Source organism: Bacillus sp. FJAT-27231, assembly GCF_001183975.1.
Taxonomy (GTDB): Bacteria; Bacillota; Bacilli; order Bacillales; family Domibacillaceae; genus Pseudobacillus; species Pseudobacillus wudalianchiensis.
In genome coordinates this window covers 1,103,844-1,130,093 of sequence record NZ_LFZU01000001.1, presented here as the reverse complement: position 1 = coordinate 1,130,093, position 26,250 = coordinate 1,103,844, and the positions used below count along the sequence as shown (strand labels likewise).

30 protein-coding genes are annotated in these 26,250 nt (G+C 40.2%); 11 read left to right on the top strand and 19 right to left on the bottom strand.

What is annotated here, in order from left to right:
- Positions 1-80: 80 nt before the first annotated feature.
- Entirely contained in the window at positions 81-716 is a 636-nt protein-coding gene (locus AC623_RS05355) for a YkyA family protein (protein WP_049661289.1), read from the bottom strand.
- Positions 717-883: 167 nt separating this feature from the next.
- Here AC623_RS05355 and def point away from each other — a divergent pair, with 167 nt between their 5' ends.
- A complete protein-coding gene (gene def, locus AC623_RS05350) occupies positions 884-1,438 on the top strand; it encodes a peptide deformylase (RefSeq protein WP_049661287.1) in 555 nt (184 codons plus the stop codon).
- Between the two features lie 125 nt (positions 1,439-1,563).
- Here the strand turns inward: def and AC623_RS05345 are convergent, their stop codons facing one another.
- Complete coding sequence (locus tag AC623_RS05345; protein WP_049661286.1) at positions 1,564-2,334, bottom strand: Cof-type HAD-IIB family hydrolase; 771 nt, start codon at positions 2,332-2,334, stop codon at positions 1,564-1,566.
- Positions 2,335-2,910: 576 nt separating this feature from the next.
- Here AC623_RS05345 and AC623_RS05340 point away from each other — a divergent pair.
- From AC623_RS05340 to rnjA, 3 genes are all read left to right on the top strand, one after another.
- Positions 2,911-3,099 (top strand): hypothetical protein, encoded by a 189-nt coding sequence (locus AC623_RS05340; RefSeq protein ID WP_049661284.1) that lies wholly within the window; start codon positions 2,911-2,913, stop codon positions 3,097-3,099.
- A 74-nt stretch (positions 3,100-3,173) separates the two neighbouring features.
- Complete coding sequence (locus AC623_RS05335) at positions 3,174-3,383, top strand: DNA-dependent RNA polymerase subunit epsilon (protein ID WP_049661283.1); 210 nt, start codon at positions 3,174-3,176, stop codon at positions 3,381-3,383.
- A 3-nt stretch (positions 3,384-3,386) separates the two neighbouring features.
- Positions 3,387-5,054, top strand: coding sequence for a ribonuclease J1 (rnjA, locus tag AC623_RS05330; RefSeq protein ID WP_049661282.1), 1,668 nt, complete (start codon positions 3,387-3,389; stop codon positions 5,052-5,054).
- Positions 5,055-5,232: 178 nt separating this feature from the next.
- Here rnjA and AC623_RS05325 read toward each other — a convergent pair whose 3' ends face one another.
- The 11 genes from AC623_RS05325 to AC623_RS05275 form a co-directional block, all read right to left on the bottom strand.
- Entirely contained in the window at positions 5,233-5,895 is a 663-nt protein-coding gene (locus tag AC623_RS05325) for a potassium channel family protein (RefSeq protein ID WP_077247324.1), read from the bottom strand.
- An 80-nt stretch (positions 5,896-5,975) separates the two neighbouring features.
- Entirely contained in the window at positions 5,976-6,995 is a 1,020-nt protein-coding gene (locus tag AC623_RS05320; protein ID WP_049661279.1) for a cytochrome d ubiquinol oxidase subunit II, read from the bottom strand.
- 23 nt (positions 6,996-7,018) lie between these two features.
- Positions 7,019-8,350: a cytochrome ubiquinol oxidase subunit I gene (locus tag AC623_RS05315; protein WP_049661277.1), complete on the bottom strand. Its 1,332-nt coding sequence runs from the start codon at positions 8,348-8,350 to the stop codon at positions 7,019-7,021.
- Positions 8,351-8,509: 159 nt separating this feature from the next.
- Entirely contained in the window at positions 8,510-8,968 is a 459-nt protein-coding gene (locus AC623_RS05310) for a TlpA family protein disulfide reductase (RefSeq protein ID WP_049661275.1), read from the bottom strand.
- 90 nt (positions 8,969-9,058) lie between these two features.
- Positions 9,059-9,601 (bottom strand): biofilm-specific peroxidase AhpA, encoded by a 543-nt coding sequence (gene ahpA / locus AC623_RS05305; protein WP_049661274.1) that lies wholly within the window; start codon positions 9,599-9,601, stop codon positions 9,059-9,061.
- Positions 9,602-9,956: 355 nt separating this feature from the next.
- The gene (locus AC623_RS05300) at positions 9,957-11,078 is read right to left on the bottom strand and encodes an N-acetyldiaminopimelate deacetylase (protein WP_049661272.1); all 1,122 of its coding nucleotides are present in this window, start codon (positions 11,076-11,078) and stop codon (positions 9,957-9,959) included.
- A gap of 75 nt (positions 11,079-11,153) precedes the next feature.
- Entirely contained in the window at positions 11,154-11,864 is a 711-nt protein-coding gene (gene dapD / locus AC623_RS05295) for a 2,3,4,5-tetrahydropyridine-2,6-dicarboxylate N-acetyltransferase (RefSeq protein WP_049661270.1), read from the bottom strand.
- A gap of 112 nt (positions 11,865-11,976) precedes the next feature.
- Complete coding sequence (locus AC623_RS05290; RefSeq protein WP_049661267.1) at positions 11,977-12,843, bottom strand: LysR family transcriptional regulator; 867 nt, start codon at positions 12,841-12,843, stop codon at positions 11,977-11,979.
- Between the two features lie 27 nt (positions 12,844-12,870).
- Entirely contained in the window at positions 12,871-14,289 is a 1,419-nt protein-coding gene (locus tag AC623_RS05285; RefSeq protein ID WP_082174518.1) for an MDR family MFS transporter, read from the bottom strand.
- Between the two features lie 186 nt (positions 14,290-14,475).
- Positions 14,476-14,916, bottom strand: coding sequence for a cyclic-di-AMP-binding protein CbpB (gene cbpB / locus AC623_RS05280; RefSeq protein ID WP_049661264.1), 441 nt, complete (start codon positions 14,914-14,916; stop codon positions 14,476-14,478).
- A gap of 174 nt (positions 14,917-15,090) precedes the next feature.
- Positions 15,091-15,342 (bottom strand): YkuJ family protein, encoded by a 252-nt coding sequence (locus AC623_RS05275; RefSeq protein WP_049661263.1) that lies wholly within the window; start codon positions 15,340-15,342, stop codon positions 15,091-15,093.
- 170 nt (positions 15,343-15,512) lie between these two features.
- Here AC623_RS05275 and AC623_RS05270 point away from each other — a divergent pair, with 170 nt between their 5' ends.
- The 3 genes from AC623_RS05270 to AC623_RS05260 all read left to right on the top strand — a co-directional run bounded on the left by AC623_RS05270 (position 15,513) and on the right by AC623_RS05260 (position 17,558).
- Complete coding sequence (locus AC623_RS05270; protein ID WP_049661261.1) at positions 15,513-15,755, top strand: glutaredoxin family protein; 243 nt, start codon at positions 15,513-15,515, stop codon at positions 15,753-15,755.
- A gap of 209 nt (positions 15,756-15,964) precedes the next feature.
- Positions 15,965-16,840: a metallophosphoesterase gene (locus tag AC623_RS05265; protein WP_049661259.1), complete on the top strand. Its 876-nt coding sequence runs from the start codon at positions 15,965-15,967 to the stop codon at positions 16,838-16,840.
- Between the two features lie 256 nt (positions 16,841-17,096).
- On the top strand, positions 17,097-17,558 hold the full coding sequence (locus AC623_RS05260; RefSeq protein ID WP_049661258.1) for a YkyB family protein: 462 nt from the start codon (positions 17,097-17,099) through the stop codon (positions 17,556-17,558).
- Positions 17,559-17,708: 150 nt separating this feature from the next.
- Here the strand turns inward: AC623_RS05260 and AC623_RS05255 are convergent, their stop codons facing one another.
- The gene (locus tag AC623_RS05255) at positions 17,709-18,611 is read right to left on the bottom strand and encodes a chemotaxis protein (RefSeq protein WP_049661256.1); all 903 of its coding nucleotides are present in this window, start codon (positions 18,609-18,611) and stop codon (positions 17,709-17,711) included.
- 333 nt (positions 18,612-18,944) lie between these two features.
- On the opposite strand from AC623_RS05255, the gene AC623_RS05250 reads away from it, so the two are divergent.
- Positions 18,945-19,577, top strand: coding sequence for a LysE family translocator (locus AC623_RS05250; protein WP_049661255.1), 633 nt, complete (start codon positions 18,945-18,947; stop codon positions 19,575-19,577).
- Between the two features lie 111 nt (positions 19,578-19,688).
- On the opposite strand, the gene corA is transcribed toward AC623_RS05250, so the two are convergent.
- Entirely contained in the window at positions 19,689-20,663 is a 975-nt protein-coding gene (corA, locus tag AC623_RS05245) for a magnesium/cobalt transporter CorA (RefSeq protein WP_049661253.1), read from the bottom strand.
- Between the two features lie 90 nt (positions 20,664-20,753).
- Between corA and AC623_RS05240 the strand changes: the two genes are divergently transcribed.
- On the top strand, positions 20,754-21,911 hold the full coding sequence (locus AC623_RS05240; protein WP_049661251.1) for an aminotransferase A: 1,158 nt from the start codon (positions 20,754-20,756) through the stop codon (positions 21,909-21,911).
- A gap of 48 nt (positions 21,912-21,959) precedes the next feature.
- Here AC623_RS05240 and AC623_RS05235 read toward each other — a convergent pair whose 3' ends face one another.
- The 4 genes from AC623_RS05235 to AC623_RS05220 form a co-directional block, all read right to left on the bottom strand.
- Complete coding sequence (locus AC623_RS05235) at positions 21,960-22,259, bottom strand: hypothetical protein (RefSeq protein ID WP_156186997.1); 300 nt, start codon at positions 22,257-22,259, stop codon at positions 21,960-21,962.
- Positions 22,260-22,380: 121 nt separating this feature from the next.
- The gene (locus tag AC623_RS05230) at positions 22,381-23,238 is read right to left on the bottom strand and encodes an NAD(P)-dependent oxidoreductase (protein WP_049666281.1); all 858 of its coding nucleotides are present in this window, start codon (positions 23,236-23,238) and stop codon (positions 22,381-22,383) included.
- A 366-nt stretch (positions 23,239-23,604) separates the two neighbouring features.
- Positions 23,605-24,390 carry an SDR family oxidoreductase gene (locus tag AC623_RS05225; RefSeq protein WP_442853525.1) on the bottom strand — a complete coding sequence of 262 codons (786 nt, stop codon included), beginning with the start codon at positions 24,388-24,390 and terminating at the stop codon, positions 23,605-23,607.
- Positions 24,391-24,779: 389 nt separating this feature from the next.
- Positions 24,780-24,974, bottom strand: a complete 195-nt coding sequence (locus AC623_RS05220; protein WP_049661246.1) for a hypothetical protein — start codon at positions 24,972-24,974, stop codon at positions 24,780-24,782.
- A gap of 221 nt (positions 24,975-25,195) precedes the next feature.
- On the opposite strand from AC623_RS05220, the gene AC623_RS05215 reads away from it, so the two are divergent.
- Complete coding sequence (locus AC623_RS05215; protein WP_049661245.1) at positions 25,196-25,387, top strand: YkvS family protein; 192 nt, start codon at positions 25,196-25,198, stop codon at positions 25,385-25,387.
- Positions 25,388-25,620: 233 nt separating this feature from the next.
- A complete protein-coding gene (locus AC623_RS05210) occupies positions 25,621-26,229 on the top strand; it encodes a CPBP family intramembrane glutamic endopeptidase (protein ID WP_049661243.1) in 609 nt (202 codons plus the stop codon).
- Positions 26,230-26,250: the final 21 nt, after the last annotated feature.

The following is a 26,250-nucleotide window of genomic DNA, read 5'->3' as shown; positions in this document are numbered from 1 at the left end:
ATCCCAGTTGCTTCTCTGCGATGAGGTAAAGTACGAACAAGTAACGCTAAAGTGTTTTTCCTGGCGATACGGCCTTTTATTTATTTCCCATTTATCAATTTCTCTAATAAGTTTTTTTGTTTGTTCACCGTTTGCGTTAATTCGTTAAAGCGTTTATTAGCTGCTTTTAGCTTCTCACTATCTTGATTAATTTTAGTAACCCGCTCTTCAACTTTCCCTAAATTTGTTTTTTCTTTCCCAAGTATCGTATAAAGCTTTTTATTCTCCGCTAAAATCTTGTAATAAAGCTTTCCTATTTTCTGATGCTCTTCGTACCTCGCCTTCATGATCCGAGTTAATTCATTAAGCTGGCTCCTTACGCGTTTATCGTCCACTTGTTTTTTCAGCTCACGCACTTGGGAAAATTCATCTGCGGCGTTCTTCATGGCTTCCTGTTCTGCTGAAACTTTTTCTTTTCGCTCTTCCAAATTCTTTTCAGCTTTTCTTGTTAAAGTTCCCCATTGCTTTTTATCTTTCTTGCTAGTGCTCATCATTTCTTCATACAGCTTTAACTCTTTGTTCTCAAGTTTTTTCAGGGACTCCTGCTGTTTCACTGATTCCTCTTCTTTTTTTGCCGTTTTCTCAAAGATTGCGACCGCCTTTTCTTCAGGTGAGCCTCCACAGCCTGTTAACAAAATCACCACTATCATAAAAGAGACAATCGACTTTTTCTTCATTTCTCCCTCCCTCTGCATTCACACTCTGCCTTTATGTATTACTCATCTGTTTTTCTTACATAGCCTAATTTGTCTCTGTTAAAACATTAGCCTGTTTCATTAACAACGACCTGTTTTTTTGATAAACTATTCCGTAGAGATTGTCTTAAAGAAAGAAGGTACGTATGATGATTACGATGAAAGATATTGTTCGGGAAGGTCATCCGGCTTTAAGGGAAAAAGCAGTGGATGTGGCTTTGCCGCCAAGTGAAGAAGATAAAAAGACCGCTCAACAATTACTCGAATATGTACAAAACAGCCAAGATCCAGAAACAGCCAAAAAATTCGGTTTACGGCCTGGTGTTGGACTAGCAGCTCCACAGATTGGCCTGACAAAACGCATCATCGCCATTCAAGTTCACGATGAACAGGGGAAACTGATCAGCCACGCTTTAATTAACCCCAAAATTGTAAGTCACTCTGTAGAAAAAGCTTACTTACTCTCTGGTGAAGGTTGTCTATCAGTAGATCGCGATGTTCCTGGATATGTGCACAGATATGCGAGAGTAACGATAAAAGCCATTGACCTTGAAGGAAAAGAAATAAAGCTTCGCTTAAAGGGAATGCCCGCTATTGTAGCTCAACATGAAATTGACCATTTAAATGGCGTTATGTTTTACGATCATATCGATTCGAAAAATCCTTTTTCAGTCGTTGAAGGCTCCGTGCCGATTGAACGTTAAAAGCCGAGCCTTCTCTGTGCCTGAATGTCAATAAACTGCTAAAACGACTAGCCGCAGGCCGTTGAACAACTAACGGCCTGCGGCTATGTTGTGATAAAGGGTTATGTTAGAGCTGGATCAGCGCTCTATAGAAGCTCTAGCTTTTTAAGAGCGAGGTAAATGCCGTCTTCTGCTACATCCGTTGTCACCATATCTGCTGCTTCCTTTACAGGCGGAAGCGCATTGCCCATAGCTACCCCAGTACCTACAAGCTTTAGCATTTCAATGTCGTTTAATCCGTCACCGAATGCATACACATCCTCCATTTTAAAATCAAGACGTTCCATCATTTTTTTTATTCCTTCTGCTTTCGATCCTCCTGCTGGAAGAATATCGAGAGAGTAAGGATGCCAACGAATAAACGTGAATTCAGGGAAACCCTTCCGATACCTTTCTTCCTCTGCTTCTTCACAGAAAATGAGCGTTTGGTATAAGTCATTTTCTTTATGAAAATCTGGGCTGATCCCCGGATAAGGAAATTTCAACGTGGAGAGACTTTCCTGTACATATGTATCATCAGGACGATTTGCTTTCATCATTTCTTCCGTCATATAAACAAGAGAATGCCCCTGCTCGCTTGCATATTGATTTAACCGGTCAAGTGAGTCAGCGGCCAGGGGATTCAAATAAATCACTTGATCTTCAAACACCACATATTGGCCATTAAAACTAACGAACGAATGAATATCAAGCTCCTTCCGCAACTCCTCAAACATAAACGGTGCTCGTCCAGTAGCGATCGCTGTGTAAACCCCTTTATCTCTTAACTGTTGAACCGCTTCCTTTGTCTTCGCCGGTAACTGTTTATCATGATCCAGCAAGGTTCCGTCTATATCAAAAAATACTATTTTTGTCACGCAAACAGCTCCTTGTCACATATTTTCCCCTCTCACGCTACCTTAACTCCTTATTAAAGTCAACGAACCGGTATCTTTGGAGTTTATTACCACTCCTAATCAATGACCATTCTACCCATACTAACGAATAGGTGACGGACGGCTTCCCATTTCTCTTTTTATTTAAACAAATGTATGTTAAAATAACCGTAAGGAGTGATCCACTATGTTAAAAAAGCTAAAAAAGAAGCTTGCCAAACAGTGGAGAGACATGCTCAGAAGAAAATCAATCGCATAATAAAGAATGGTGTAGCCCTTCCTTTATGAAGGGCTGTCTTTGTGTATAAATATGAAAATTATCGTCTATTCCTATCTAAAGCAGAAGCAGGAATATGAAAAACATGAAAAAAAACCAAACATTCTTTATAATAAAGAAAAGCGGAAGCGGCCTGATTAGCCCGATAGGAGGTTGGAGGGCTCAACAAGGAGTCGTCCTTTGACTCCGACAGAGAGACCGAAACCGCCGTACGGGCTGGCCGCTGCAGCTAGACAAGAAAAGCAGAGCCGACTGCCCTGCCCCGACAAGCATAAGACGAAATGGCGAAGTGGCGTTTTTCGGCCACACAGCCAGATCGGTTTATGACCTTGAGGGGCAAGGAGGCGGAGCTAGACACGAAAAGCGGAAGCGATTCGATGTCGACTTATCGCATAGAGGAGCCGGAACTAGCCGCTGGTCGTTGCAACGAAACACCAAAAGCAAAACAAACTGCCCAAATGTGGCACTAAAAACGAGAGGAGCTGCCCTAGAATCTTTCTAGGTGTGCAGTTTTGATATATTAATCGGACAAGGAGAGAACCAAATGATTTTTAAAGTGTATTATCAAGAAAACAGAAGTGAAGTAACGATACGTGAAAACACGAGAACCCTTTACACAGAAGCTGCTTCAGAACGGGAAGTGCGTCAGTCACTGAAAAACCGCCCTTATAATATCGAATACGTCCAAGCGATTGAAGGACCGTACCTAGCTTATGAACAACAGTCGCCAAATTACCGATTGGAGAAGCTTTAATTTATGAAAGCCGTTAAAAATGATCAAACAGCTGTTTTTGCCCTTGGCGGTTTGGGTGAAATCGGAAAAAACACCTATGCAGTACAATTTCAGGATGAGATCATTTTAATCGATGCCGGCATTAAATTCCCCGAAGACGAATTGCTTGGTATCGACTACGTCATTCCCGATTACACGTATTTAGAGAAAAACGTTGATAAAATCAAAGGATTATTTATTACCCATGGGCATGAAGACCATATCGGCGGTATTCCCTATCTACTTCGTCAAGTGAACGTTCCAATCTACGGTGGAAAATTGGCACTGGGCTTAATTAAGAACAAATTGGAAGAGCATGGTTTATTGCGTCAAACGAGGATGCATGAAATTCATGAAGATGATGTCATCAAATTTAGAAAAACATCGGTCACTTTCTTCCGTACAACGCACAGCATTCCAGATTCCTATGGCATTGTCGTGAAGACGCCTCCGGGAAACATTGTACACACGGGTGACTTTAAATTTGATTTTACACCGGTTGGAGAACCAGCTAACTTAACTAAAATGGCTGAAATCGGCAAGGAAGGCGTGCTTTGCCTCCTATCCGACAGTACAAATAGTGAAGTACCGAACTTTACAATGTCTGAACGCCGGGTCGGTGACAGCATTCAAGACATTTTCCGAAAAGTAGAAGGACGGATTATTTTCGCTACGTTTGCTTCTAACATTCATCGATTGCAGCAAGTGGTAGAAGCAGCTGTTGAAAATGGCCGAAAGGTAGCTGTATTTGGACGAAGCATGGAAGCCGCCATTAATATCGGACAAGACTTAGGCTACATTCGCTGTCCAAAAGATACCTTTGTTGATAACCAGCAGCTCAATCGACTGCCCGCTGATCAAGTAACCATTCTTTGTACAGGAAGTCAAGGAGAACCAATGGCTGCCCTATCTAGGATCGCTAACGGTACTCACCGGCAAATTCAAATTCAGCCAGGTGATACAGTTGTATTTTCATCTTCGCCTATTCCCGGCAACACAATCAGTGTAAACCGGACCATTAACGCGCTTTTCCGTGCAGGAGCTGATGTTATTCACGGTTCATTAAGCAATATTCATACATCCGGCCATGGAAGCCAAGAAGAACAAAAACTCATGCTGCGCTTAATCAAACCTAAGTTTTTCATGCCGATTCACGGAGAATACAGAATGCAGAAAATGCACGCTCAACTCGCTGTTGACTGCGACGTTCCTGAAGATCACTGCTTTATTATGGATAATGGAGAAGTGTTGGCTCTTAGCAAAGATTCCGCTCAGCTCGCTGGCAAAGTCCCTTCTGGTTCCGTCTATATTGATGGAAGCGGTATTGGCGATATCGGTAACATTGTTTTACGTGACCGTCGTATTCTATCCGAAGAAGGGCTCGTTATCGTTGTAGTGAGCATTAACATGGAAACCTATAAAGTAGAAGCAGGACCTGATATCATTTCACGAGGTTTCGTCTATATGCGTGAATCAGGCGATTTAATTTACGAGGCGCAAAGCATGTTAAACAAACATATCCATCGTATTCTCAGCCAAAAAACAACTCAATGGTCGGAGATTAAAAATGAAATCATCGACACTCTCGCTCCTTTCCTTTATGAGAAAACAAAGCGTCGCCCGATGATCCTTCCAATCATTATGGAAGTTTAATTCAATCATCTACTATTTAAGGCTGCCTCTTGCCATACACGAGAGGCAGCCTTTTTATTTCCCTATAAAAAAGATGCAGCACGCAGCTGCATCTTTAGGTTTCATCCGAGCTGAATAGCCGGAAGTTCTTTATAGGTAATATATTTATACAAATGGAACGATTATATCGATACTTCCATTAAGCATTCATTACTTTTTGTTCGAAACGGTTAATATCTGAGTCAGCACCGATGACGATCAAGATGTCTCCCTCGGCTATCTTTTCATCTGCTTGCGGAGACACAAAGATCTCTCTTCCTCTTTTAATCGCAACAATGTTAATACCATATCGTGCACGGATATCTAAATCGATTAATGAGTTTCCTGCCAACACTTTATTCGCTACAATTTCCATAATAGAATGCTCATCAGACAGCTCTAAGTAATCAAGTACATTATTAGAAATCATATTATGGGCAATTCTCCGTCCCATATCCCGCTCTGGATGGACAACGTGATCGGCTCCAATTTTTCTAAGTACTTTTTCGTGATAATCATTTTGCGCTTTTGCGGTAACCTTTTTCACACCAATTTCTTTTAACATTAACGTTGTTAAAATACTGGACTGAATATCATCACCAATTGCTACGATGACGTGATCAAAATTACGGATACCAAGACTTTTTAACACCGATTCATCCGTTGTATCAGCTACAACGGCATGTGAGGCAATAGCAGCAAATTCATTGACTCGGTCCTCATCCACATCGATCGCCATTACTTCCATTCCTTGCTCTGAAAGCGCCCGGCATATACTGCCGCCAAAACGACCGAGACCTATTACGACAAATTCTTTTTTCACGTACATTCCCCCACTAGTTCATCGAAGTTTCATTACCTGACCATTCTAACACAGAAGATAACGCTATACGATACCTATACTTATTGTTTTTTCCCTTTTACATAGTCCGCATCAAACAGGAATAGCTTCATCAGCAAGTAAAGGGATGGAATTAGCAGCAAGAGCCCTAGTATGAACACGATCACAAGCGCCATCGCCATTGTTTCGTTTGTGACACTCTCATGCAAGATAACATGCGGATATAAAATATAAGGCAAATGGGACGCACCATAACCAAAAAAAGCAAAGAAAAATTGCAGCATCACCATAATAAAAGCCGTCCCAAAATGTTTTCTTACATAAATTAAATACGATGCCATCATAAAGCAAACAAGAGACATAGCAAACATCCACCAATACCCACTAACAGCCTTTTGAAAATGCTCAGGGTTATGTTCCCGGAGGGACACAAACACGAGCAGACTCGCCAGGATGGTTGGAGGACTCCACAATAAAGCAAATTTACGAAGAATAGCTCTCGCTCCCCTATCATTTGCCCGATCTGCGTAGTAAGTTAAGAAAGTAGCGCTAATAAACAGAACAGACACGATAGACAGCGCGACTACACTCCAAGAATAAGGGCTTGTAAGCAGCTCTTTTGCCAAAAATGTCACCTTGTTGCCTTCCACGTTAAGAAATCCACCTTCAGAAATCGTCAAAGCAGTCGAAAGTGAGGCGGGAATCAATAAACCCGTCGCTCCGTATAAAAATAAGTAAACAATATTATTTTTCGAACCGTAATTGTTAAAGGCGTAGAAAGACCCGCGTATAGCCAGCAAAATGATCGCTATACTGCCAGGAATAAGCAGGGCCGTTCCGAAATAATAGGCCGTACTAGGAAAAAAGCCAACTATTCCGACAAAGAAAAAGACAAAAAAGACGTTTGTTACTTCCCAGACCGGCGATAAATATCTGGAGATTAAGTCATTAATTAAATGGTCTTTTTTCGTTATTTTCCCATAATAAGCGAAAAAGCCGGCACCGAAATCAATGGACGCAACGATTAGATAACCATATAAAAACGTCCAGAGAACTGTAATACCGAGAAGTTCTAAATTCATGCCTCTTATCCTCCTCTATTTATTCAAAGGTTTGGGAAACGTTTTTCCAGTTCGGCTTCTGCCGGCGTATTCTTAAACATACGAATTAATACGATGACACAAAGTACGCCAAGCACTAGATAAAGAAGAGCAAACAAAATAAACGTAAGCCCGACTCCGTCACCAGTAGTGGCCGCTTCCGATACTTTCATATACCCTCTCAATATCCATGGCTGACGTCCTACTTCCGCATAGATCCAACCGAATTCAATCGCAAGCATCGCAAGCGGGCCAGAAGCGGTAATCATCCATAGCAACGGTTTGTTTAACTCGTTAAACCGTTTAATTTTATCCATTAAAATATAAACACCTGAAACGGCGAGAACGAAGAAACCGATTGAAACCATCAGATCAAACATGTAATGAATCCATAATGGCGGACGCTCATCTTCTGGAAATTCATTTAATCCAATGACTTTCGTATCGAACGAGCTGCCAGCTAAAAAGCTTAAAAATCCCGGGAGACGAATTTCATTTTTTATTTCATTGTTTTCGTCAAGCGTACCGAACAAAATTAAATCGGCATTTTTTTCTGTCTCGAAATGCCATTCTGCAGCTGCCAGCTTCTCAGGCTGTTTTTCGGCCAAAAACTTAGCTGATATATCTCCAGCAACAGCAGTCAAGATAGAAAAAATAAAGGTACAAATCATCGTCAGCCGCAAAGCTTTTCTTTCATACTGACTGCGTTTTCCTTTCATAATAGCAAAAGCAGCGATGGCTGCCAGTACAGCAGCAGCAGTCATGTAAGACGTAGTTAATACGTGAAAGACTTTAGATGGAGTAGCAGGATTAAACATCGCAGCAATCGGATCAATATTAACCGCTTTTCCATTTTTCAATTCAAATCCTTGCGGCGTATTCATGAATGAGTTTACTGTCGTAATAAACAAAGCTGACGCAGAAGAGCCGATCATCACGGGAATTGTTAAAATCCAATGTGTCATACGGTTTTTAAACCGATCCCATGTGTACAAATAAATGCCAAGAAAGATCGCTTCAAAGAAAAAAGCGAATGTTTCCATAAATAAAGGCAAAGCAATGACCTGTCCAGCCACTTCCATGAAACTCGGCCAAAGGAGCGATAATTGAAGGCCAATAGCCGTTCCCGTTACAACGCCTACAGCGACTGTTATCGTGAAGCCCCGGGCCCAGCGCCGTGCTAACAATAAGTAATACGGATCATTTCTTTTAATCCCAATAAATTCAGCGATCGAAATCATGATCGGAACCCCTACACCAATCGTAGCGAAAATGATGTGAAATGCTAATGTCATTGAAGTCAACATCCGGCTGAGCATGACACTATCCAGTTCCATACAGAGCCCTCCTTATTTTTACATCTTCAGTTTATTTTTCCTATTCACTCTATTCTAAACGCTTGGCCCAAGGAAAAGTCCCTTTCTTGATGAAGATTTTGTGACTTTTTTCACAAACTCACTTAATAAAAAAACCAGCTCATTAGCTGGCTTCTTTTATTATTGGGCATTTTTCTCCATTTCATCTAACACGCGATTTACACGTTTTTCGAGCATTTTCATGCCGCTGCCTCCAGCTTGGAAATGACGAAGATTGCCATCTTTATCAAATACGTAATAAGCAGGAACATATTGATTTTCAAATGCTTCTGTTAATTTATGCTCGCTGTCTACGAAAATCGGCTGTGTAATTCCATGTTCTGCTGCCACTGACTTAATTTCTTCTAAATTAAGGTCATCTTCAGAACGAGGCATATGTACAGCTACGACATTAAGCTTGTCACTGTATTCATCACGGAATTCATTTACTTTTGGCATTGCTTCTTTACATAGATGACAGCTGACAGACCAAAAATGGATAAGTGTTGGCTTTTCTCCGACTAGCTCATCTTTCGTTACTTCACCGTTCAACCATTCAGTTGCACCTTGTAATTCTGGCATCGGTTCTCTAAGTTTCATTTGAATAGCCTCCTTGTTTCTAAAAAAGGCCTAACAAGTAAGTTAGGCCTCTAAATTTATTATGCTTAATGATGTCTCCGCAAAGAAAGATTACAGAGTTTTTTGGCCTGGCTTCCAGTTTGCAGGGCAAAGTCCGCCTGTTTGAAGCGCTTGAAGAACACGAAGAGTTTCATCTACATCACGGCCGATATTGTTGTGGTTTACTACTTGGTATTGAAGCTCGCCTTCTGGATTGATGATGAATAATCCGCGAAGTGCAACTCCTTCTTCTTCAATTAGTACGCCATATTCACGAGCTACAACATGGTTTGTGTCAGCAGCTAATGGATATTTAAGATCGCCAAGACCGTTGTCTTTGCGGTCAGTGTTGATCCATGCTAAGTGAGTGTGGATAGTATCTGTAGAAACGCCGATTACTTCTGCATCAAGATCTTCGAACTCATCATAACGATCAGATAAAGCAGTGATTTCTGTTGGACATACGAAAGTAAAGTCCATTGGGTAGAAGAATAATACTGTCCACTTGTCGTTTTTCATGTTTTCTTCAAGACTTACTTTTCCAAACTCCTTGTTAGCTAATACTGCTTCCATTTCAAAACGTGGAGCTTGTTTTCCTACCATGCGTTCTGCCATCGCTAAAATCCCTCCAAAATTAAAATTCATTATAAATGAGAAAGTAAAAGATTATTCTCAATTACTTCCCTGATCACATTATTATTATAATAGATACAAGCATTACCGTCAACAGTTGTTTATAATAATTTTAAAAAAGAAATTAATATAAACGTTTAGTTACCCTAACTTAAAAATGCCCTTTACTGTTATTCCCTGCTGTTCTTTTTTTAAACGCTATCATTTATATCCAGTGTAACATGATCTTTCCTGACAACCAAATAATAACTTCTACAGCTGCTCTGAAAGGAAAGAACTGTTCTAATTTTCCCAAAAGCGAGCAGCAGGTGAAATAAAAACGCTTACTTCCAGCCAGTTAAGAAAGTGTATGAAAATATCTCGTCAGCGCTTCAATGCCGACTGTAATCGCTTCTTCATTTGGATTTAGCTTAGCATGATGAAGACCATAATCAGAACCTACCCCAAGCCAAAACATTAACCCAGGGATTTCTTTTAGCATATAGCCAAAGTCTTCCCCCGTCATCGCTTCTTTGCAAATAACGAGCTGAATGTCTTCTTGCTGCTCCATAAAAGATATAAAACGCTCTGAAACAGCAGGATCATTATTTACTTGATAGTAATTGCAGCCATAATCAATGGCAGCCGTGCATTCAAAGCCGACTTCAATCCCTTTTACAAGCGCTTCAATACGCTTTTTCACTTTTAACATAGATTCTGCAGATAACGTCCGAATCGTTCCTTCAAGGCGAGCGGTTTCAGCGATAATGTTTTGAACCGTTCCCCCTGTTAGCTTGCCAATCGTGACAACTGCACTATCCAGCGGATTGGTGTTTCGAGATACAACCGTTTGCAGCTGAGTAATTAAATGAGCCGCCACAACAACCATATCCTTTGTCTCGTGAGGAAAAGCCGCATGGCCTCCTTTTCCTGTTAAGTCAATAAATAATTCGGAGGTGTTAGCAAACAACATGCCTTCTTTTGTGGCAATCGTTCCGGCTGGATACTCAGGAGCAATATGCAGTGCGTATATTTCATCCGGCAGCCACTCACTCATCTCTTTACTCTCTATCATCGGTTGTGCTCCGCCAGGCCCTTCTTCAGCCGGCTGAAAAATAAAAAGCAGATCGGGATCAATTTCATGATGAACAAAATGAGTTAGCACCCCTAAAGCGATGCTCATATGGACATCGTGTCCACAGGCATGCATGAAGCCTGGATGGGAGGATTGAAAATCAAGGCCTGTCTGTTCCTCAATCGGCAGTCCGTCCATATCAGCGCGATAGCCGATCGTACGCTGCCCTGTTTTGCCTTTTATTTTGACTAGAATGCCTGTTCTCCATGTTTTGACTTCTAAACGTTCCTGAGGAAGAGAACGCAAATATTCCAAAATATAGCTTTGTGTCTTATACTCGTTAAATCCAAGCTCAGGAATCTGATGAAGGTCTCTTCGGATACTTATAAACGGACTGTATTCCATTTTTTCCACTCGCTTTCTTTAAGAAAGAAGCACGGGCTGCAGCCCGTGCTTCTTTCGGTTTCTCTTCCATGCTGCTTACAGCTTGCGTAACTCCTGCATGATTTCTGTTTTTGACTTTGTCTTATCGTCAATTTGCTTAATCACTCTTGCTGGTGCCCCTACTGCTACTGAAAACGGCGGAATATCCTCTGTAACGATCGCACCTGCTGCTACGACAGATCCTTGTCCGATTCTTACCCCTTCTAATACGACAGCATTTGCACCAATTAATACATCATCTTCAAGAACAACCGGCTGTGCAGAAGGCGGCTCAATTACTCCTGCTAATACTGCGCCAGCGCCAACGTGGCAGTTTTTCCCTACTGTTGCACGTCCTCCGAGCACAGCGTTCATATCAATCATCGTTCCTTCGCCAATAACAGAACCAATGTTGATCGAAGCGCCCATCATGATGACAGCATTATCACCAATTTCTACTTGGTCACGAATAATTGCACCTGGCTCAATACGTGCCTTAATTCCTTTTAAATCAAGCAAAGGAATCGCTGAATTGCGGCGATCATTCTCTACAACATACTCTTCAATTTTGCCTTCGTTTTGTTTGATCGCTTCAGAAATTTCTGACCACTCGCCAAAGACAACACCTGAACGGCCTTCAATAAATGTTTTAGCAGAAGCGCCAAAATCAATTCCTTCAAGTTCACCTTTTACGTATACTTTAACTGGTGTTGATTTCGTGCTATTGCTAATAAAAGAAATAATTTCATGTGCATCCATCATTTTCATGCTATGTATTCCTCCCACTCTTCATCTATACTGCGAAACAGCTAAAAAACTTTACTTCGCATTTCTTCTTAATTTATCAGAGTAAAGAACATTTCTCAAGAATATTTTATCTTTACTTGCACTCTTCCACTACTTCAAGAAATGCCTGAACCTGCCTTAGTTCAAAGGCAGCATCGTATCCAAGGAGCCATGTATCCCGGCGAAGAGGACGCTGTTCCTCATCAAGCAAAGGCAGCTTATATACATCTCCCTCTACTTCATCCAGCGTGATAGCTGGCAAAATAGCATACCCAATCCCATTAAAAGCCATTTGTTTACACGTTTCTATTTGGTCAACAATAATAGACTGTTTAGGTGCCATTTGAAATTGCCGATGCCACCACTCCTGTATTTCTTGGAAATAAGTGGAATCACTCTTAAATTGAATAAATGGCTTATCAGTTGTCAGGATTTCTTCAACATTCCGGATTTCTCTGTCTACTAAATAGAGACTATCTTCAAAAAGGTGAATTTTCCGGCCTTTCCACTCTGGCATTCCACGGATAATGCCAATATGCACTTCCCCCTCATAAAGTGCTTTAGAAATTTCACTGCTCCACCCCGTCATTAATGATATTTTGGCGTGGGGATACTTTTTCACAAAGCGCTTTAATACTTTCGGCAGCCATTTTTGCCCGACAATGGAGGCACAGGCGATCTTTAATGTACCGTATACCTCTGATTCAAGAGCTTGAATGTTTTCCTGTACCTTTTCTCTTTTTTCAACAACCTCTGCAGCAAACTGTACGATCATTTCTCCTGGCGGCGTCAAAGATAACCCTTTTGTCGACCGGTTGAAAATCTTTGTGCCCCATTCTTTTTCAATTGTTTGTAGCCGCTGTGACAGCGCCGGCTGTGAAACGAACAGACGCTGAGCTGCTTTTCTCATATTCATTTCTTCCGCTAAAACTTTTAATAGTTGAAATTCCGAAAATATCATACTGCTTCCCTCCAAACTACGAGTGAATCACTCACCCTTTTTTAACAGTAATAGGAAGAGAAAAGAAAACACAGCGAAAATAAGCACCACTACATAAACGGAATGTAGTGAACTCGATAAGCCTTCCTGTAAAACATGAAACATCTCATCCGAAAGCTTGCTGCCTTCCCCGCCAAGCAGCTTATTAATCGAATCGATGGACAAAGACTGGATTTCTTCATTAGGCTGCCTGTCCAAGAAAGCTTGCAGCCGGCCATTTAAAACCCCGCCAAGCAAAGCAGCCCCTACTGTGTTTCCTAAGTTTCTCATAAACATATTAGCCGCAGTCGCCGCTCCCCGCTGATCCCATTCTACCGAGTTTTGAATCGAAACGATGAAAGCAGTTGAAGTAAGACCCATACCGACACCGACGAAAAAGGAAGAAATAGCCGCCCACCAGGGTCCACTTTCCGCATTCATCAACACGAACAACGCACTGCCAATAATCAGAGATATGCCGCCGATTATTGTCGTTTTGCGATAACCGATAGACAAAAGCATTCTTCCTGAAAGCGTTGAAGCAATAGGCCATCCGATTGACATAGCGGTTAATGTAAACCCAGCAATCGTCGCATTCTCTTCCATTACACCTTGTACATAAGTCGGTAAAAAACTCGAAATCCCGATCAGCATAACACCCGTTGTAAAAGACACGATATTAGCGATCAAGATAGAACGAACTTGCCAAAGCTCAAAAGGCATCATAGGAGATGAAGTTCGCTTCTCTATCCAAATAAAGGAAATAAAGGTAATAACTGCTGCAGCAAACAAAAGGGCGCTCTCCCCAGATAACCAAGGAAATTTCACTCCACCCTCCACTAATAAAAACATGAGGCAAGAAATAGAAATTAAAAATACGAAAGTGCCAGCATAGTCGATTTCTGGTTTTTTCTTTTCAATATTTTCATGTAAAAATAATAGTAAGCCAGCAATAGCTAATAGACCTAACGGTAAATTAATCCAAAATACAAAACGCCAGCTGACGAATTCTACAAGCAATCCGCCAAGAGCAGGACCCGTCACTGCTGAGATTCCCCAAACACTTGAAAGATATCCCTGTACTTTCGCCCGCTCTTCTGTCGTATAAATATCGCCTACAATCGTGCTGGCAATCGGCATTACCGCTCCTGCACCAAGACCTTGAATCAGACGGAAGAAAATAAGCTGTTCCATAGAAGTGGCCAGCCCGCACAAAAAGGAACCGATAAGAAAAATTAAAATACCGATAATCAGTACAGGCTTGCGCCCAAAAATATCAGATAGCTTTCCGTAGATTAATACAGTGGCCGCATTCATTAATAAATATGAAGAAAATACCCAGCTATAAAGAGAAAAGCCGCCCAAGTCCGCTACAATAGCAGGCATCGCCGTAGAAACGATCGTTGCTTCAATGGCCCCTATGAACATAGCCAGGATAACAGCTGCTAACACAAATGGACGCTTCGTCACTTTTCTTTCCTTGTGAAGTGCATCGTTCAACTTCTATTTCCTCCCTGCAGACTACAAAAAAACCGGTCCATCATTAAAAGAAGCTCACATCTTTCCCATGCTTCTCTTAATGAAGGGAATCCGGCCAAAAGTAAAAATTGTAGTTTATTTAAGCTGATCTACATGATAGTTCAAATGTTTAAGAATGACTCTTCTCGTCAATATACCTTGGAATACACCTTCCTCATCTGTTACACACAAAAAAGGATGATTGATTAATAATCCGAGCGCTTTTCGAAAATGGTCATGGATCGTAAGCCATGGCTTATCAGTAGCCATCACTTCTTCTACTTTCATATGCTCTAGCTTTTCAAACTCAATTCTCTCTAATCCAAGAATCGCTTCCGTAATCATCGGTGAGCTAATTAATCCTTGAAGCCTGTATTTAGCATCTAATACTGGAATAGCTGTATATCCGCTCTTCGTTAAAATTAACAAAGCATGCTCTAAATTATTCCCAGGCTGCACGTGGGCAACTTTCTCGGCAGGAATAATATAATCCATAATATTCGTATGAAGGACATCTTTACTCTCGAAAGAAATCATCTGATTACTACCCCTTTACACTTTTCTGAGCGCTTTCTTCTTGTGGTTAGGCATCTCGCACTCCCCATTGTCCAAGGTACTTTCTTTGATTATAGCAAATCTTCCCCATACATTTCCATGACTCCCCAAAAGCCCCGCTTACACTTCGTTGTAAGCAGGGCTAGAATATCATTATTACTGCTGTTTTTCTTCTTGAAGAAGTTCGAAGATTTCAATGGCAGTCATATCGATGTCATCGAAAGGATACTTATTGCCCTTTCCATCTTTATCGTATACTTCCAATTCAAATGTATCTTTTCCTGGAAAGAACTTAACCTGGCACAGCGTTTTGCCGTTTACTTCAAACAACCGTTGCTGAACCTCTCCGTTTTCTCCGCCTTCTTGTAATGATTTCAATCGCTGAATAATGCCTGATAATTGTGACATAAAATGATTGGCTCCTTTCACCTTGCTAATTCGATATTTATTTTGGTTTTGACTGTCCCGTATCTGTTTGTTATAAAATAAATAGGCAAAAGAAATATACCATACATCTATTTTATATCCAACTATTTTATTTTTTATATTGTATTCAAGAAGAACAAAGGAGAAACCAAATGATGCCTGTTATTTTATATACCCAGCCTGAATGCCCCCCATGCCAAATCGTTAAACTATTTTTAAATGACCGCGGTGTTCGCTATGAAGAGAAAAATATTGCAGAGGACGAATCCGCAAAGCAAGAATGGAGAAATAAATGGAATGCTTCTTCTACTCCGACAACAGTCGTTCAAAATGAAGCGGTGAGAGGCTTCGATCTTGATGCTTTAACGAAATTATTAGAAAAACATGGAATGTAGAATCAAAAGGATGGGCCATAAGATTTTTCTTTCCATCCTTTTTTGCCGTTACATAGCCGGCAGATAAGGCAAGGACAAAAGGTAAAATCAGGAAAACACACTTTAAAGCAGGAACGATTAACCTGATGATCCAATACAAAACAATTTATAAATATCTCTGTTTCCATTACTATTGATAATGTCCAACCCTATTTGAAAGAGTGAAAAATATGAAAGAAAAACTTTCTCGCCGGTCGTTTTTAAAACAATCCCTCACGTTCTTGCTTTCTCTTCTCGGACTGGCAGGAGGAGGGTATTCCTATGCCAGGTTCATTGAGCCAAAGCGCCTGCAAATCAATGAAGTGGCCGTTACGCATGAATTAATTCCACGCGCTTTTCATAATAAACGAATCGTTCAATTTAGTGATACTCATTTAGGTTTTCAATATACAGTAAAACAATTAAATGAACATGTGGAAAAGATCCATTCGCTTCGTCCAGATTTCATTTTCTTCACCGGTGACTTACTGGATAGACCAGACACATACAGTCCAGCAGAAACAAAGACGGTTACCTCTATTCTCCAAAAATTGCAAGCTCCTTTAGGGAAATTCGCTGTTTATGGCAATCATGACCACGGTGGTTATGGAACAGACCTTTATAAATTTATTATGCAGGAATCTGGATTTCAACTTTTAAAAAACAAATCAGTTGAATTAAGTCATTTGAACGAATCTATTTATTTGCTCGGTATTGATGATGCCTCACTCGGACAGCCTAGTTTCAGCCAGGCTAAAAAGAAAGTAAAAGAAGGGCGTTATCTTATCCTGCTTTCCCATGCACCTGATCTAGCGAAAGAGGCCGCAAATGCTGGTATTCATTTACAATTGAGCGGGCATTCCCATGGCGGCCAAATCCAACTCCCCTGGTATGGAGCCCTGTACACGCCACCCTATGCCGAAATCTATAAAGAGGGTCAATATATAGTAGATGGAGAAACAAGATTAACTCTTTATGTGAATCGCGGACTTGGCACAACAAGGATGCCTTTTCGCTTTTTATCCATTCCTGAAATCACGGTGTTTACCTTAAAATCTCCAAGCTAAAGAGAAAAGGGGCTTGAAATAGATTCACCTGCCTTTTTAGCAAGGCTATCTCAGCAGCCTTCTTTTTAGTTAGGTTTGTGACATTTGATTGTTAATTTTTGTTGCAGTCAGATACTTTTCACTATAATTCCTTATTAAACACCCATTCATCATTTAACAAAGCATTTAGTTAAAAAATTAAAATAATTCAGATACTTTTCAATCAACTAAAAAAAGGGTATAATGGGTTAAAATTAGTCCGAAAGGAGTCCTTTAATTGAGTACGCATAAAGAATCTCCTGCCCATTCTCCATCTACTTCAAACCTCGCTAAAGCAATCTTTACTGTCAATCGGCATGCTAAGACGGCTACGAATCCTAAATACCTTTATTTATTAAAAAAGAAAGCACTTTTGAAGATGATCCAGGAAGGACGGGCAGAAAAAGCCGGCCTTCACTTTTCAAATAATCCAAAGAACAGTCAGCAACAATCAGATGTTCTCGTCGTGTGCGGTGAATACACTTTTCATATTCCGCCCTGTAAAGAAGACTTTGCCACTCTCCCTCATTTTGGCAGCTTAGACCAAAAAAAGCGGAATCCAAAGACATACATGAATTTAACCGAAGCAAAACGAATTTTACAATTATATACCGGATTTATTGAAAAGAGTGAACGTACTTTCCCTCAGAAAAAGCAATATCAAAAGCCGGTATTTAAACCGCTCGGCCAATCCTATTAAAATAGATCGTTCCTCTTCTTAAGTCAGTTTTTTAAAAAATTCTTTTTAAAAAACTGACTTGATTAGAATAACAATCTTTTATAAAACTCTATAATTTGATCGTACAAACAAAAAAAACACCGGAAGCACCGGTGTTTTTTCATTATGACCTTAGAGGACAAATTGATCAATATGCTTAATAAGCTCGGCAATCTCCGGCTTGCTAACTTGAGCATTGGCTCCTACTTCGTCCCCTTTGTGGCGTAGATCCTCCGTAATTAACGAGGAAAAGATTACAACTGGAAGATTCTTCAGTAAAGCATGTTCCTTTACTCGCTTTGTCAAATGATGTCCGTCCATCTGCGGCATTTCAATATCCGTAATTAAAAGCTGCGCCCCCTTTCCAGCCGCGACTTCATCGGCCTGGTTTTCTAAGAACTCGAGCGCTTGTTTGCCATTTTCAAAGAATTCTACTGCATCGTAGCCCGCTTCCGCGAGTGTATCGCTAATTAATTTTCTTAACAGCGGAGAATCTTCAGCAACGATAAGACGCTTTTCTGACCGCTCTCTTTTGCCAAGCTGTTTAATTTGTCCTATGTGGATACCTGATTCGGGATTAATATCAACAATTACCTTTTCAAAGTCGAGCAGCAAAATCATTTCTCCGTTTATTTTAATCACTCCGATGACTTGACTGCTGCCTCCCTGGTACATATCAGATGGCTTTTCAATATCTTCCCAGGAAATTCGATGAATTCGTGTAACATTCTGAACGTGGAAAACGACCTTTTGTTTGTTAAACTCCGTAACGATGTATTTATCCGTCTCTCCTGTTTTGCCTCCTGGCAAGCCCAGTACCTTCGCCATATCCACTAACGGCAACACTTCCCCGCGCAACTGGATAATCCCTTCAATATGCTCATGAGCGTGCGGGATAAATGTGACAGCGACCGGCTGAATAATTTCTTTTACTTTAATAACATTAATTCCATACTTGTTGCCACATACCTCGAATTCCACAATTTCTAATTCATTTGTTCCACTTTCCAGTAAGATCCCGTTATCATTATTCATTCGTTTGTCCCCTTATCGATTCTATTTACCCTATCATTAATAATGTCGGTCTTTTTTAGAGAATATTTAGGCTCACCAGCGTAACATGTTCATTTGGAATAAAGTTTCCTCCAATTATTGGCGTTCCTCTTAATTTGTTGATAAATAGAAAGACTATATCGTGAAAAATGCTTGATCAATTTACTAAGTCTTCTTATTAAACATCCCCGTCAGACTAATGAGAATATTTTTAAAAAATATCATCTTTATGTTCAATCAATAAGACGATTCCTATATAATACACTGTAAGAATTATTGATACAGAACTTATGTTAATGAGAAGGTGATCATAAAGTGGAAAACTTTTATCTGTTTGTCCTTATGTGTGTTTTTTTTATTATTTTACCCGGCCCCGATACTGCCATTACTACAAAAAATACGATCACTGCTGGAAAGTCCGGGGGGCTTAAAACCGTCCTCGGCATTTGCTGTGCTCTTTCTATCCATACTTCTGCTGCCGTATTTGGACTCTCAGCTATCATTGTGAAATCAGCGTTATTATTTTCTGTCTTTAAATATGCAGGCGCTGTTTACTTACTTTACTTGGGGGTTAAGACATTATGGTCTTTAAAGAAAAAAGAAGCAGCAGCAAGCATTCAGGCAAACACAAAAAGCCAGTTTGGAAGCACCTCTTGCTTTAAACAAGGATTCCTTACAAACCTTCTGAACCCTAAAGTTGCGATTTTGTTCTTAACCTTTTTCCCTCAGTTCGTTAACCCTGGCAGTCATACTTTTTTGCCGTTTCTCATGATGGGGATGACTTATACCGCGCTGACTATCATATGGTCTTTGCTTTATGTTTATTTGATTCATCATATTAGTGCTTTTATGAAAAAACCTAAAACACAAAATATGATTGAAGGAATCACCGGAACCATCTTGATAGGATTTGGTGTAAAGCTAGTTCTTGAAAAGGCTCCTAATTAGATTATTCTTATGTATTAGGCAAGCCCCTTCGATTTCCCTAAATCGAAGGGGCTTATTTTTATACTTATGTTCAACGAACTCCCTCACTAAAAGAAGCTAAAGCTCCTTATTTCACTTCTGCTTTTTCTTATTGCGAAGCTGGAGCCAGCCTGCTTTTACAAACATAAAGAACATCCCGGCGGCAATCACCGCCATCACAGCAAGAACAAGAAAATAGCCATAAGAAGCGTGCAATTCCGGCATGTTATCGAAATTCATGCCATAGATTCCAGCAATAAACGTTAACGGCATAAAAATAGTGGTAATAATCGTTAACGTCATCATAATATTGTTCATTTTATCTGAGCTGACCGATAAGTAGCTATCACGAACATCTGAAGAAAATTCGCGATAGGATTCCAGCATTTCTACTAATTTCAATAGATGGTCATGAATATCACCAAAATAAATATGACGGTCTTCTATATATTCTAACCGGGTCGAGTTCAACAGCCGGTAGAGCAGGTCTCTCATTGGGATAATGGTTCGCCTTAATTTAGACATATGGTGGCGGATATCAAATAGGCGGTCGATTAAGTTGTTTCGCGGATTTGTATCCAGTTCCTCGTCTATGCTGTTTAATGCATCCTCCACATGATAAACTAACGGAAAATACTCATCCACGAACCTGTCAATCAATCTATGTAAAATAGAAGCCGGACCTTGGCGCAGTCTTTCATTTTCTGCTATACTTCTCCATACTTCATCTAATTCATTTACAGGCCGCTGATGAACTGTGACAATCATTTCTTTATTCATAAACACACCTATTTCTTTTCCTTCAAACTCCTTTTTATCAAGCGCATGAACAAGAAAAAAAGCATAATTCTCATAAAAATCCAGCTTAGGCCGGCCACTTTGGTTATCAAGACAATCCTCTACCGCCAAAGGATGAAAATAAAAAAAACGCTTTAACAGCTTTGCCTCTTCTTCTTTCGGATTGAAGAAATCAACCCAGTACCATAGCGTATCTTTTGCTTTTGTCTCTTCTAAAGGAGCATCAAAAACTAATTGGCCATTTGTTTTTAACATGCAAATTTTAATCATTTTTTTCTCCATTGTTTCTTCATTTTCGCTACTGTCTGTCTATTTCAATGCTACAATATATCATATCCATATAGAAAGGCGGCAAACTTATTGGAACACTTGATCAATGAACAGGTAAAAAATATTCAGATTTCTGGTATTCGTAAATTTTTTAATCTAGTCGGCGGGATTGACGATATGGTCTCTCTTACAATCGGACAGCCCGACTTCCTCACACCCGAGCATGTCAAAGAAGCAGGCAAAGAAGCGATTGAAAATAATTATACAACCTATACCCATAACGCTGGCTTCCTTGAACTGCGGAAAGCGGCGGCTGATTATGTACATACAAAATACCATTTAACGTACTCTCCAGAATCAGAAGTGATCGTAACAGTCGGAGCCAGCCAGGCAATTGACATTACCCTGCGCACACTTTTGTCACCGGGGGATGAAGTTATTTTACCAGGACCCGTGTATCCTGGCTATGAGCCCATTATTCAAATGTGCCAGGCTAACGTACGTACCGTCGATACACGGGCAAATGGATTTAAGCTGACAGCAGAATTAATCAGCGATGCGTTAACAGACAAAACGAAAGCTGTTATTTTGCCTTACCCGTCCAATCCAACAGGCGTCAGTCTGACAGAAGCTGAACTAAAAGCGATTGCAGACCTGTTACAGGGAAAAGACGTCTTTGTGATCGCTGATGAAATCTATAGTGAACTGACGTTTGATGCGCCTCATGTATCGATTGCTTCCTTTCTCAGAGAGCAGACGATTGTCTTAAATGGCCTGTCCAAATCACATGCGATGACAGGATGGAGAATTGGCTTCTTATTTGCTCCTGAAATGATCGCCCAGCACATTTTAAAAGTACATCAATATAACGTGTCGTGTGCTTCTTCTATTTCACAAATGGCGGCGTTAGAAGCTGTGTCAGCCGGTATAGATGACGCCCTTCCAATGCAAAGAGAATATAAGAAGCGACGGGATTATGTATTTGAGCGACTGTCTGTTATGGAAGTAGATGTAGTAAAACCAGACGGCGCCTTTTACTTCTTTGTAGCGATTCCCAACTGGATTCACGAATCCTCTTTTGACTTCTGCTACAAACTTGCGATGGAACAGCGGGTAGCCGTCGTTCCTGGCAGCGCTTTTTCTGAATTTGGCGAAGGATATTTTCGACTTTCTTTTGCCTACTCCATGGAAGAGTTGCGCAAAGGGCTTGATCGCATTGAAAAGTTTTTAACTACTATGAAAAAGTAAAAGCACTTGGAGCCGGTTCAATCCAGCCGACTCCGAGCGCTTTTTTGTTTACTTCTCTTTTTGATTTTTGTCTGTATTGCGTTGTAAGATAGCACCTGCTATTGATATTCCGATTAAATAAGGAACAATAAGCATGCCATAACCTGTACCATACTCTGTAATGTCAGAAGTAAAATGGAGATACACTCCCCAGAGGATATAGACGATATACCCTATGATGACCGTGATTAACCATTTCCACTTTTTAGTGAGAAGCGGAAAAAGCAGCGGACCACCGATAAAAATAAGTAAAATGATGATTTCTGAAAAACTAATAGCCACCATGTAGCCTCTTTCTATACCCTTCACTTTGGATGCTGCTTTGTGAGCCCATGACCTTTCCTACCCCCATCTTAATCTACCCTTCATCATCAAGCCATTAGTGTAATAATAAAATCACCACTCCTCTTTAGCAGAGCCTTCTTTGAAGCTAGTTCCAATAGTTAAACAAAGCTTGTGTGCCGCTCTTTTCCTCTCCTCGTGCAGCGAGCTCTTCATACATCCTTTTCGCAAGAGATAGCCCCGGTAATTCCAACCCCATTTTTTCCGCTTCTTCAATGGCAATTTTCATATCCTTTATAAAATGTTTAACATAGAAGCCCGGAGCAAAGTCTCCTTGAATCATTCTTGGCGCCAAATTAGATAGAGACCAGCTTCCTGCTGCCCCTGTAGAGATGCTTTTTAGCACGTTATCTAAATCTAGTCCCGCTTTTTGCGCATATAGCAAGGCTTCACAAACCCCAATCATATTCGTTGCGATGGCAATTTGATTGCTCATTTTTGTATGCTGTCCTGCTCCGGCTTCTCCTTGATAGACGATATTGCTGCCAATCGTTTCGAAAAGCGGCAAGGCTTTTTCAAATGCCGCTTTGCTGCCGCCCACCATAATAGCCAGCGTTCCGTTTTTCGCCCCTGTGTCTCCGCCGGATACAGGAGCATCTAGCGCTTCTACTCCTTTTTCGCGTGCTTTTTCATAAATATTTCGAGCAAGGCTTGGCTGGGATGTCGTCATGTCAATCACCATTTGCCCCTCACTGCTGCCTGCCAAAATCCCTTCCGCTCCTAAGTAGACTTCCTCTACATCATGCGGCTCGCCAACAATGGTAAACACAACCTCTGTTTGACGGGCCACTTCAGCAGGTGTTTTGCACCATACAGCGCCTTTATTTAATAGCTCTTCTGCCTTCTCCTTCGTACGTGTATAAAGGAATAATTGATGTCCGGCTTTCTGCAGATGGCCCGCCATGCTTTTTCCCATTACTCCCGTACCGATAAATCCAATTTTCATTTCCTTCACTACCTTCCCCACTTATATATAAAATAAGTTACTTTCCTCTGAACATTTATACAAACACCCAATGAAAAAAATTAAAAATAGACTTTGATTCTCATCTTTATGCTCTATTATGCTTCGTGCACACACAAAAAAAGACCTGCTTATCGGCAGGCCTCAAGAAAAGGGGGTTGTGAGTGAGAATCTCCAATTGATCATGCTTGGTTATATACTTCCCACTCTCTTGCCGAATTAAACCATAAAAAGAAATCTTTTTGTTTTTTCTCTATCATACTTGATTGTTGGTATTCACCATAGGTGGACGCCTTCCGTTAGAATCAACGATTAAAAACATCCTTCCTTCTCAACAGAGCCTTGTTTTTAAATAGAACGAATCATTCCACCATCTACTAGAAAGCTGCTGCCTGTCATATATGTATTAGCGTCAGAAGCTAAAAAAGCAACGACATTAGCGAATTCTTCCGGCTGCCCATAACGGCCAAGCGGGATTCTTTTTTTAATTTGCTCATCCAATTGTTCCACGGAAATCCCCTGCTTTTCAGCGTTTATTTTGTCAAGATACTTCAAACGGTCTGTCGCAATGCGGCCCGGAGCTACTGTATTAACTAGAATTCCATACGGGGCAAACTCTTCCGCCAACGTTTTAGAAAGACCGACAATTCCAGTACGGAACGTATTTGACAAAATCAATCCTGAAATGGGCTCTTTAATAGAAGAAGAAGCGATATTGATAATCTTGCCGCCTTGTTTTTTTAGATGTGGCAAAGCTTCTCTTATCGACCGAATATAAGATAATAAATTTAGTTCAAAGGCTTGCTGCCATTGTTCATCACTCATATCTTCAAATGAACCGGCAGGTGGTCCTCCTGCATTATTGATTAAAATATGAATGGCCCCGAACTTTTCCACAGTGTTATGGACGACTGCCTTAATATCTTCCAAATTTGTAATATCACAAGCTGTATAATCGACTCTTCCTTGATTCTCTCTCTCTAGCTCCTGTTTTACTTCTTCCAGCTTGCTGCTATTTCTGCTGGCAAGCATTACATTTGCCCCTCCTGCTGCCAGTTTAGCTGCAATCGCTTTTCCGAGCCCTTGACTTGAAGCAAGAACGACGGCTGTTTTTCCTTGAAAAGTTTGATCCACTTTAACAACCTCCTTTTCCTTTATCTGCATATTATTATAGTATATTTAGAATTTTCCTTCACTTTTTATTTCTCTGCTTACTTAAGAAATGGTTGAAGCCGCTCCATAAATAAAAGGGCTGTTATACTTAGTTGTTAATTTTCGCTCTAATCAATTATTGAAAAAACCACTTCATCTTTCACAGAACCTAAATAAAAAAATCCGGACGATCACCGTCCGGATTCAAGTGGGGGAAAAATGAGAATGAAAAGGCTTAAGTAAATCTCATCATGTACTGTTATTTATTATTTACCCAAGTTCCCTTATTTAAACATTTTTTCATATTTTTATTTAAACAACCTATAAAAACCAGCCTTCTTTAACCGAGCTATTTAATAAAGAAACGTTCATTAGCTTCTCGGTTCTGCCATATAGTGATAGATAACAGAGCCGCCCCGTTGGGCAATTCCTCTAAAATGTTTAAAATCTTCTCTTTTCACCAATTCACGTTGAAAAATGAGGAAATGCTCTTTACTAACGTGACACTCATCAATTTCACCATTTTTCAGTTGGTTCATAAGATTTTCTGCATCCGCTGCCGTCATATCTATCCTTCTTTCTGAATTTTTTATCTTATCGGGCAAATCACTTTACTCTTTTTCAAAAATAAGGCAAACTGTAAAGTAATTCATTTTACCATTTATTATAACGCAAAAATGTTTAAAATCGATTCCTGTTAGGCCTTACTTTCAAAAGCTTAATATAAAAGCAATAAAGAAACAACAAGTAAAGCTGTGTGAATTTAAACTATGGAGGAGAGAGAAAAATGACAAAAGCAGAAGTGGGGAATGTGATTAGATTTAAAGATGGACTTCAAGGAATTGTTGAAAAAGTGAATGAAAACTCGGTCATCGTCGACCTAACCATTATGGAGAATTTTAGAGATTTACAAATCGAAGAAAAAACGGTTGTTAACCACAAAAACTATACTATTATCCAACCTTCTATCAATGCATAGTTTCATTACGCTAAAAACTGCCGTGTGTAAACCTCCTTTATACGCGGCAGTTTTTAATAGTTTGAGCATGTTACCTTCTCTCTTTATTTCATTAAGCTGATCGTGTTACAGCTTTGCTCTCATTCCTATTCGCCTAATATTCCCTCTTTTCCTCATTTTAAGGGATTTCCATTCTATTTTTAATAGGCTTTTGTTAAAATAAGTGCTGTAGTGAAAGAAAGGAGTTCAGAAAGATGGCACTTATTAAGGATTGGCGGCTGATTTTAAGTATCATTCTGGCGCATGTATTGCTCTACATGACGTTTTCAGATCGCGATATTTTTTGGTATTTATACACAGCTGCAAACCTTTTCTTCATCAGCTTTGCTATTATTAGCGAAAAAATAGATGATAAGCAGAAGACACGAAGTTATTTAAAATATGGTGTTCTATCAGGATTACTCTTATACGCACTCTTTTTCGCGGGTCACCTTCTCCTCCCCATCCTGCCTTTTTCCCTGGAAAAAGAAGTAGCAAGTATTTATCGGTGGTACTCTCCGCAGTTCTCTTGGCACTATATCGTTTTAATACTTGTTTTTATCCCCGGAGAAGAATTATTCTGGCGTGGATTTATTCAAAAACGTCTTTCTACCTATTTCAATGACTTAACAGCGATTATTGCCGCTTCCGTGTTATACGCCTCTATCTTCCTTTACTCAGACAAATTCATCTGGGTACTTGCCGCTTTTATCGCTGGCTTATTCTGGGGATCATTGTACGTATGGAAACGCAGCGTGCCAATGCTCATTATTTCTCATCTCGTATTTGACGTACTCTTAATCGTCCTGCTTCCGTTTTTCTAGGAAAATAAAACGAACCGTCGC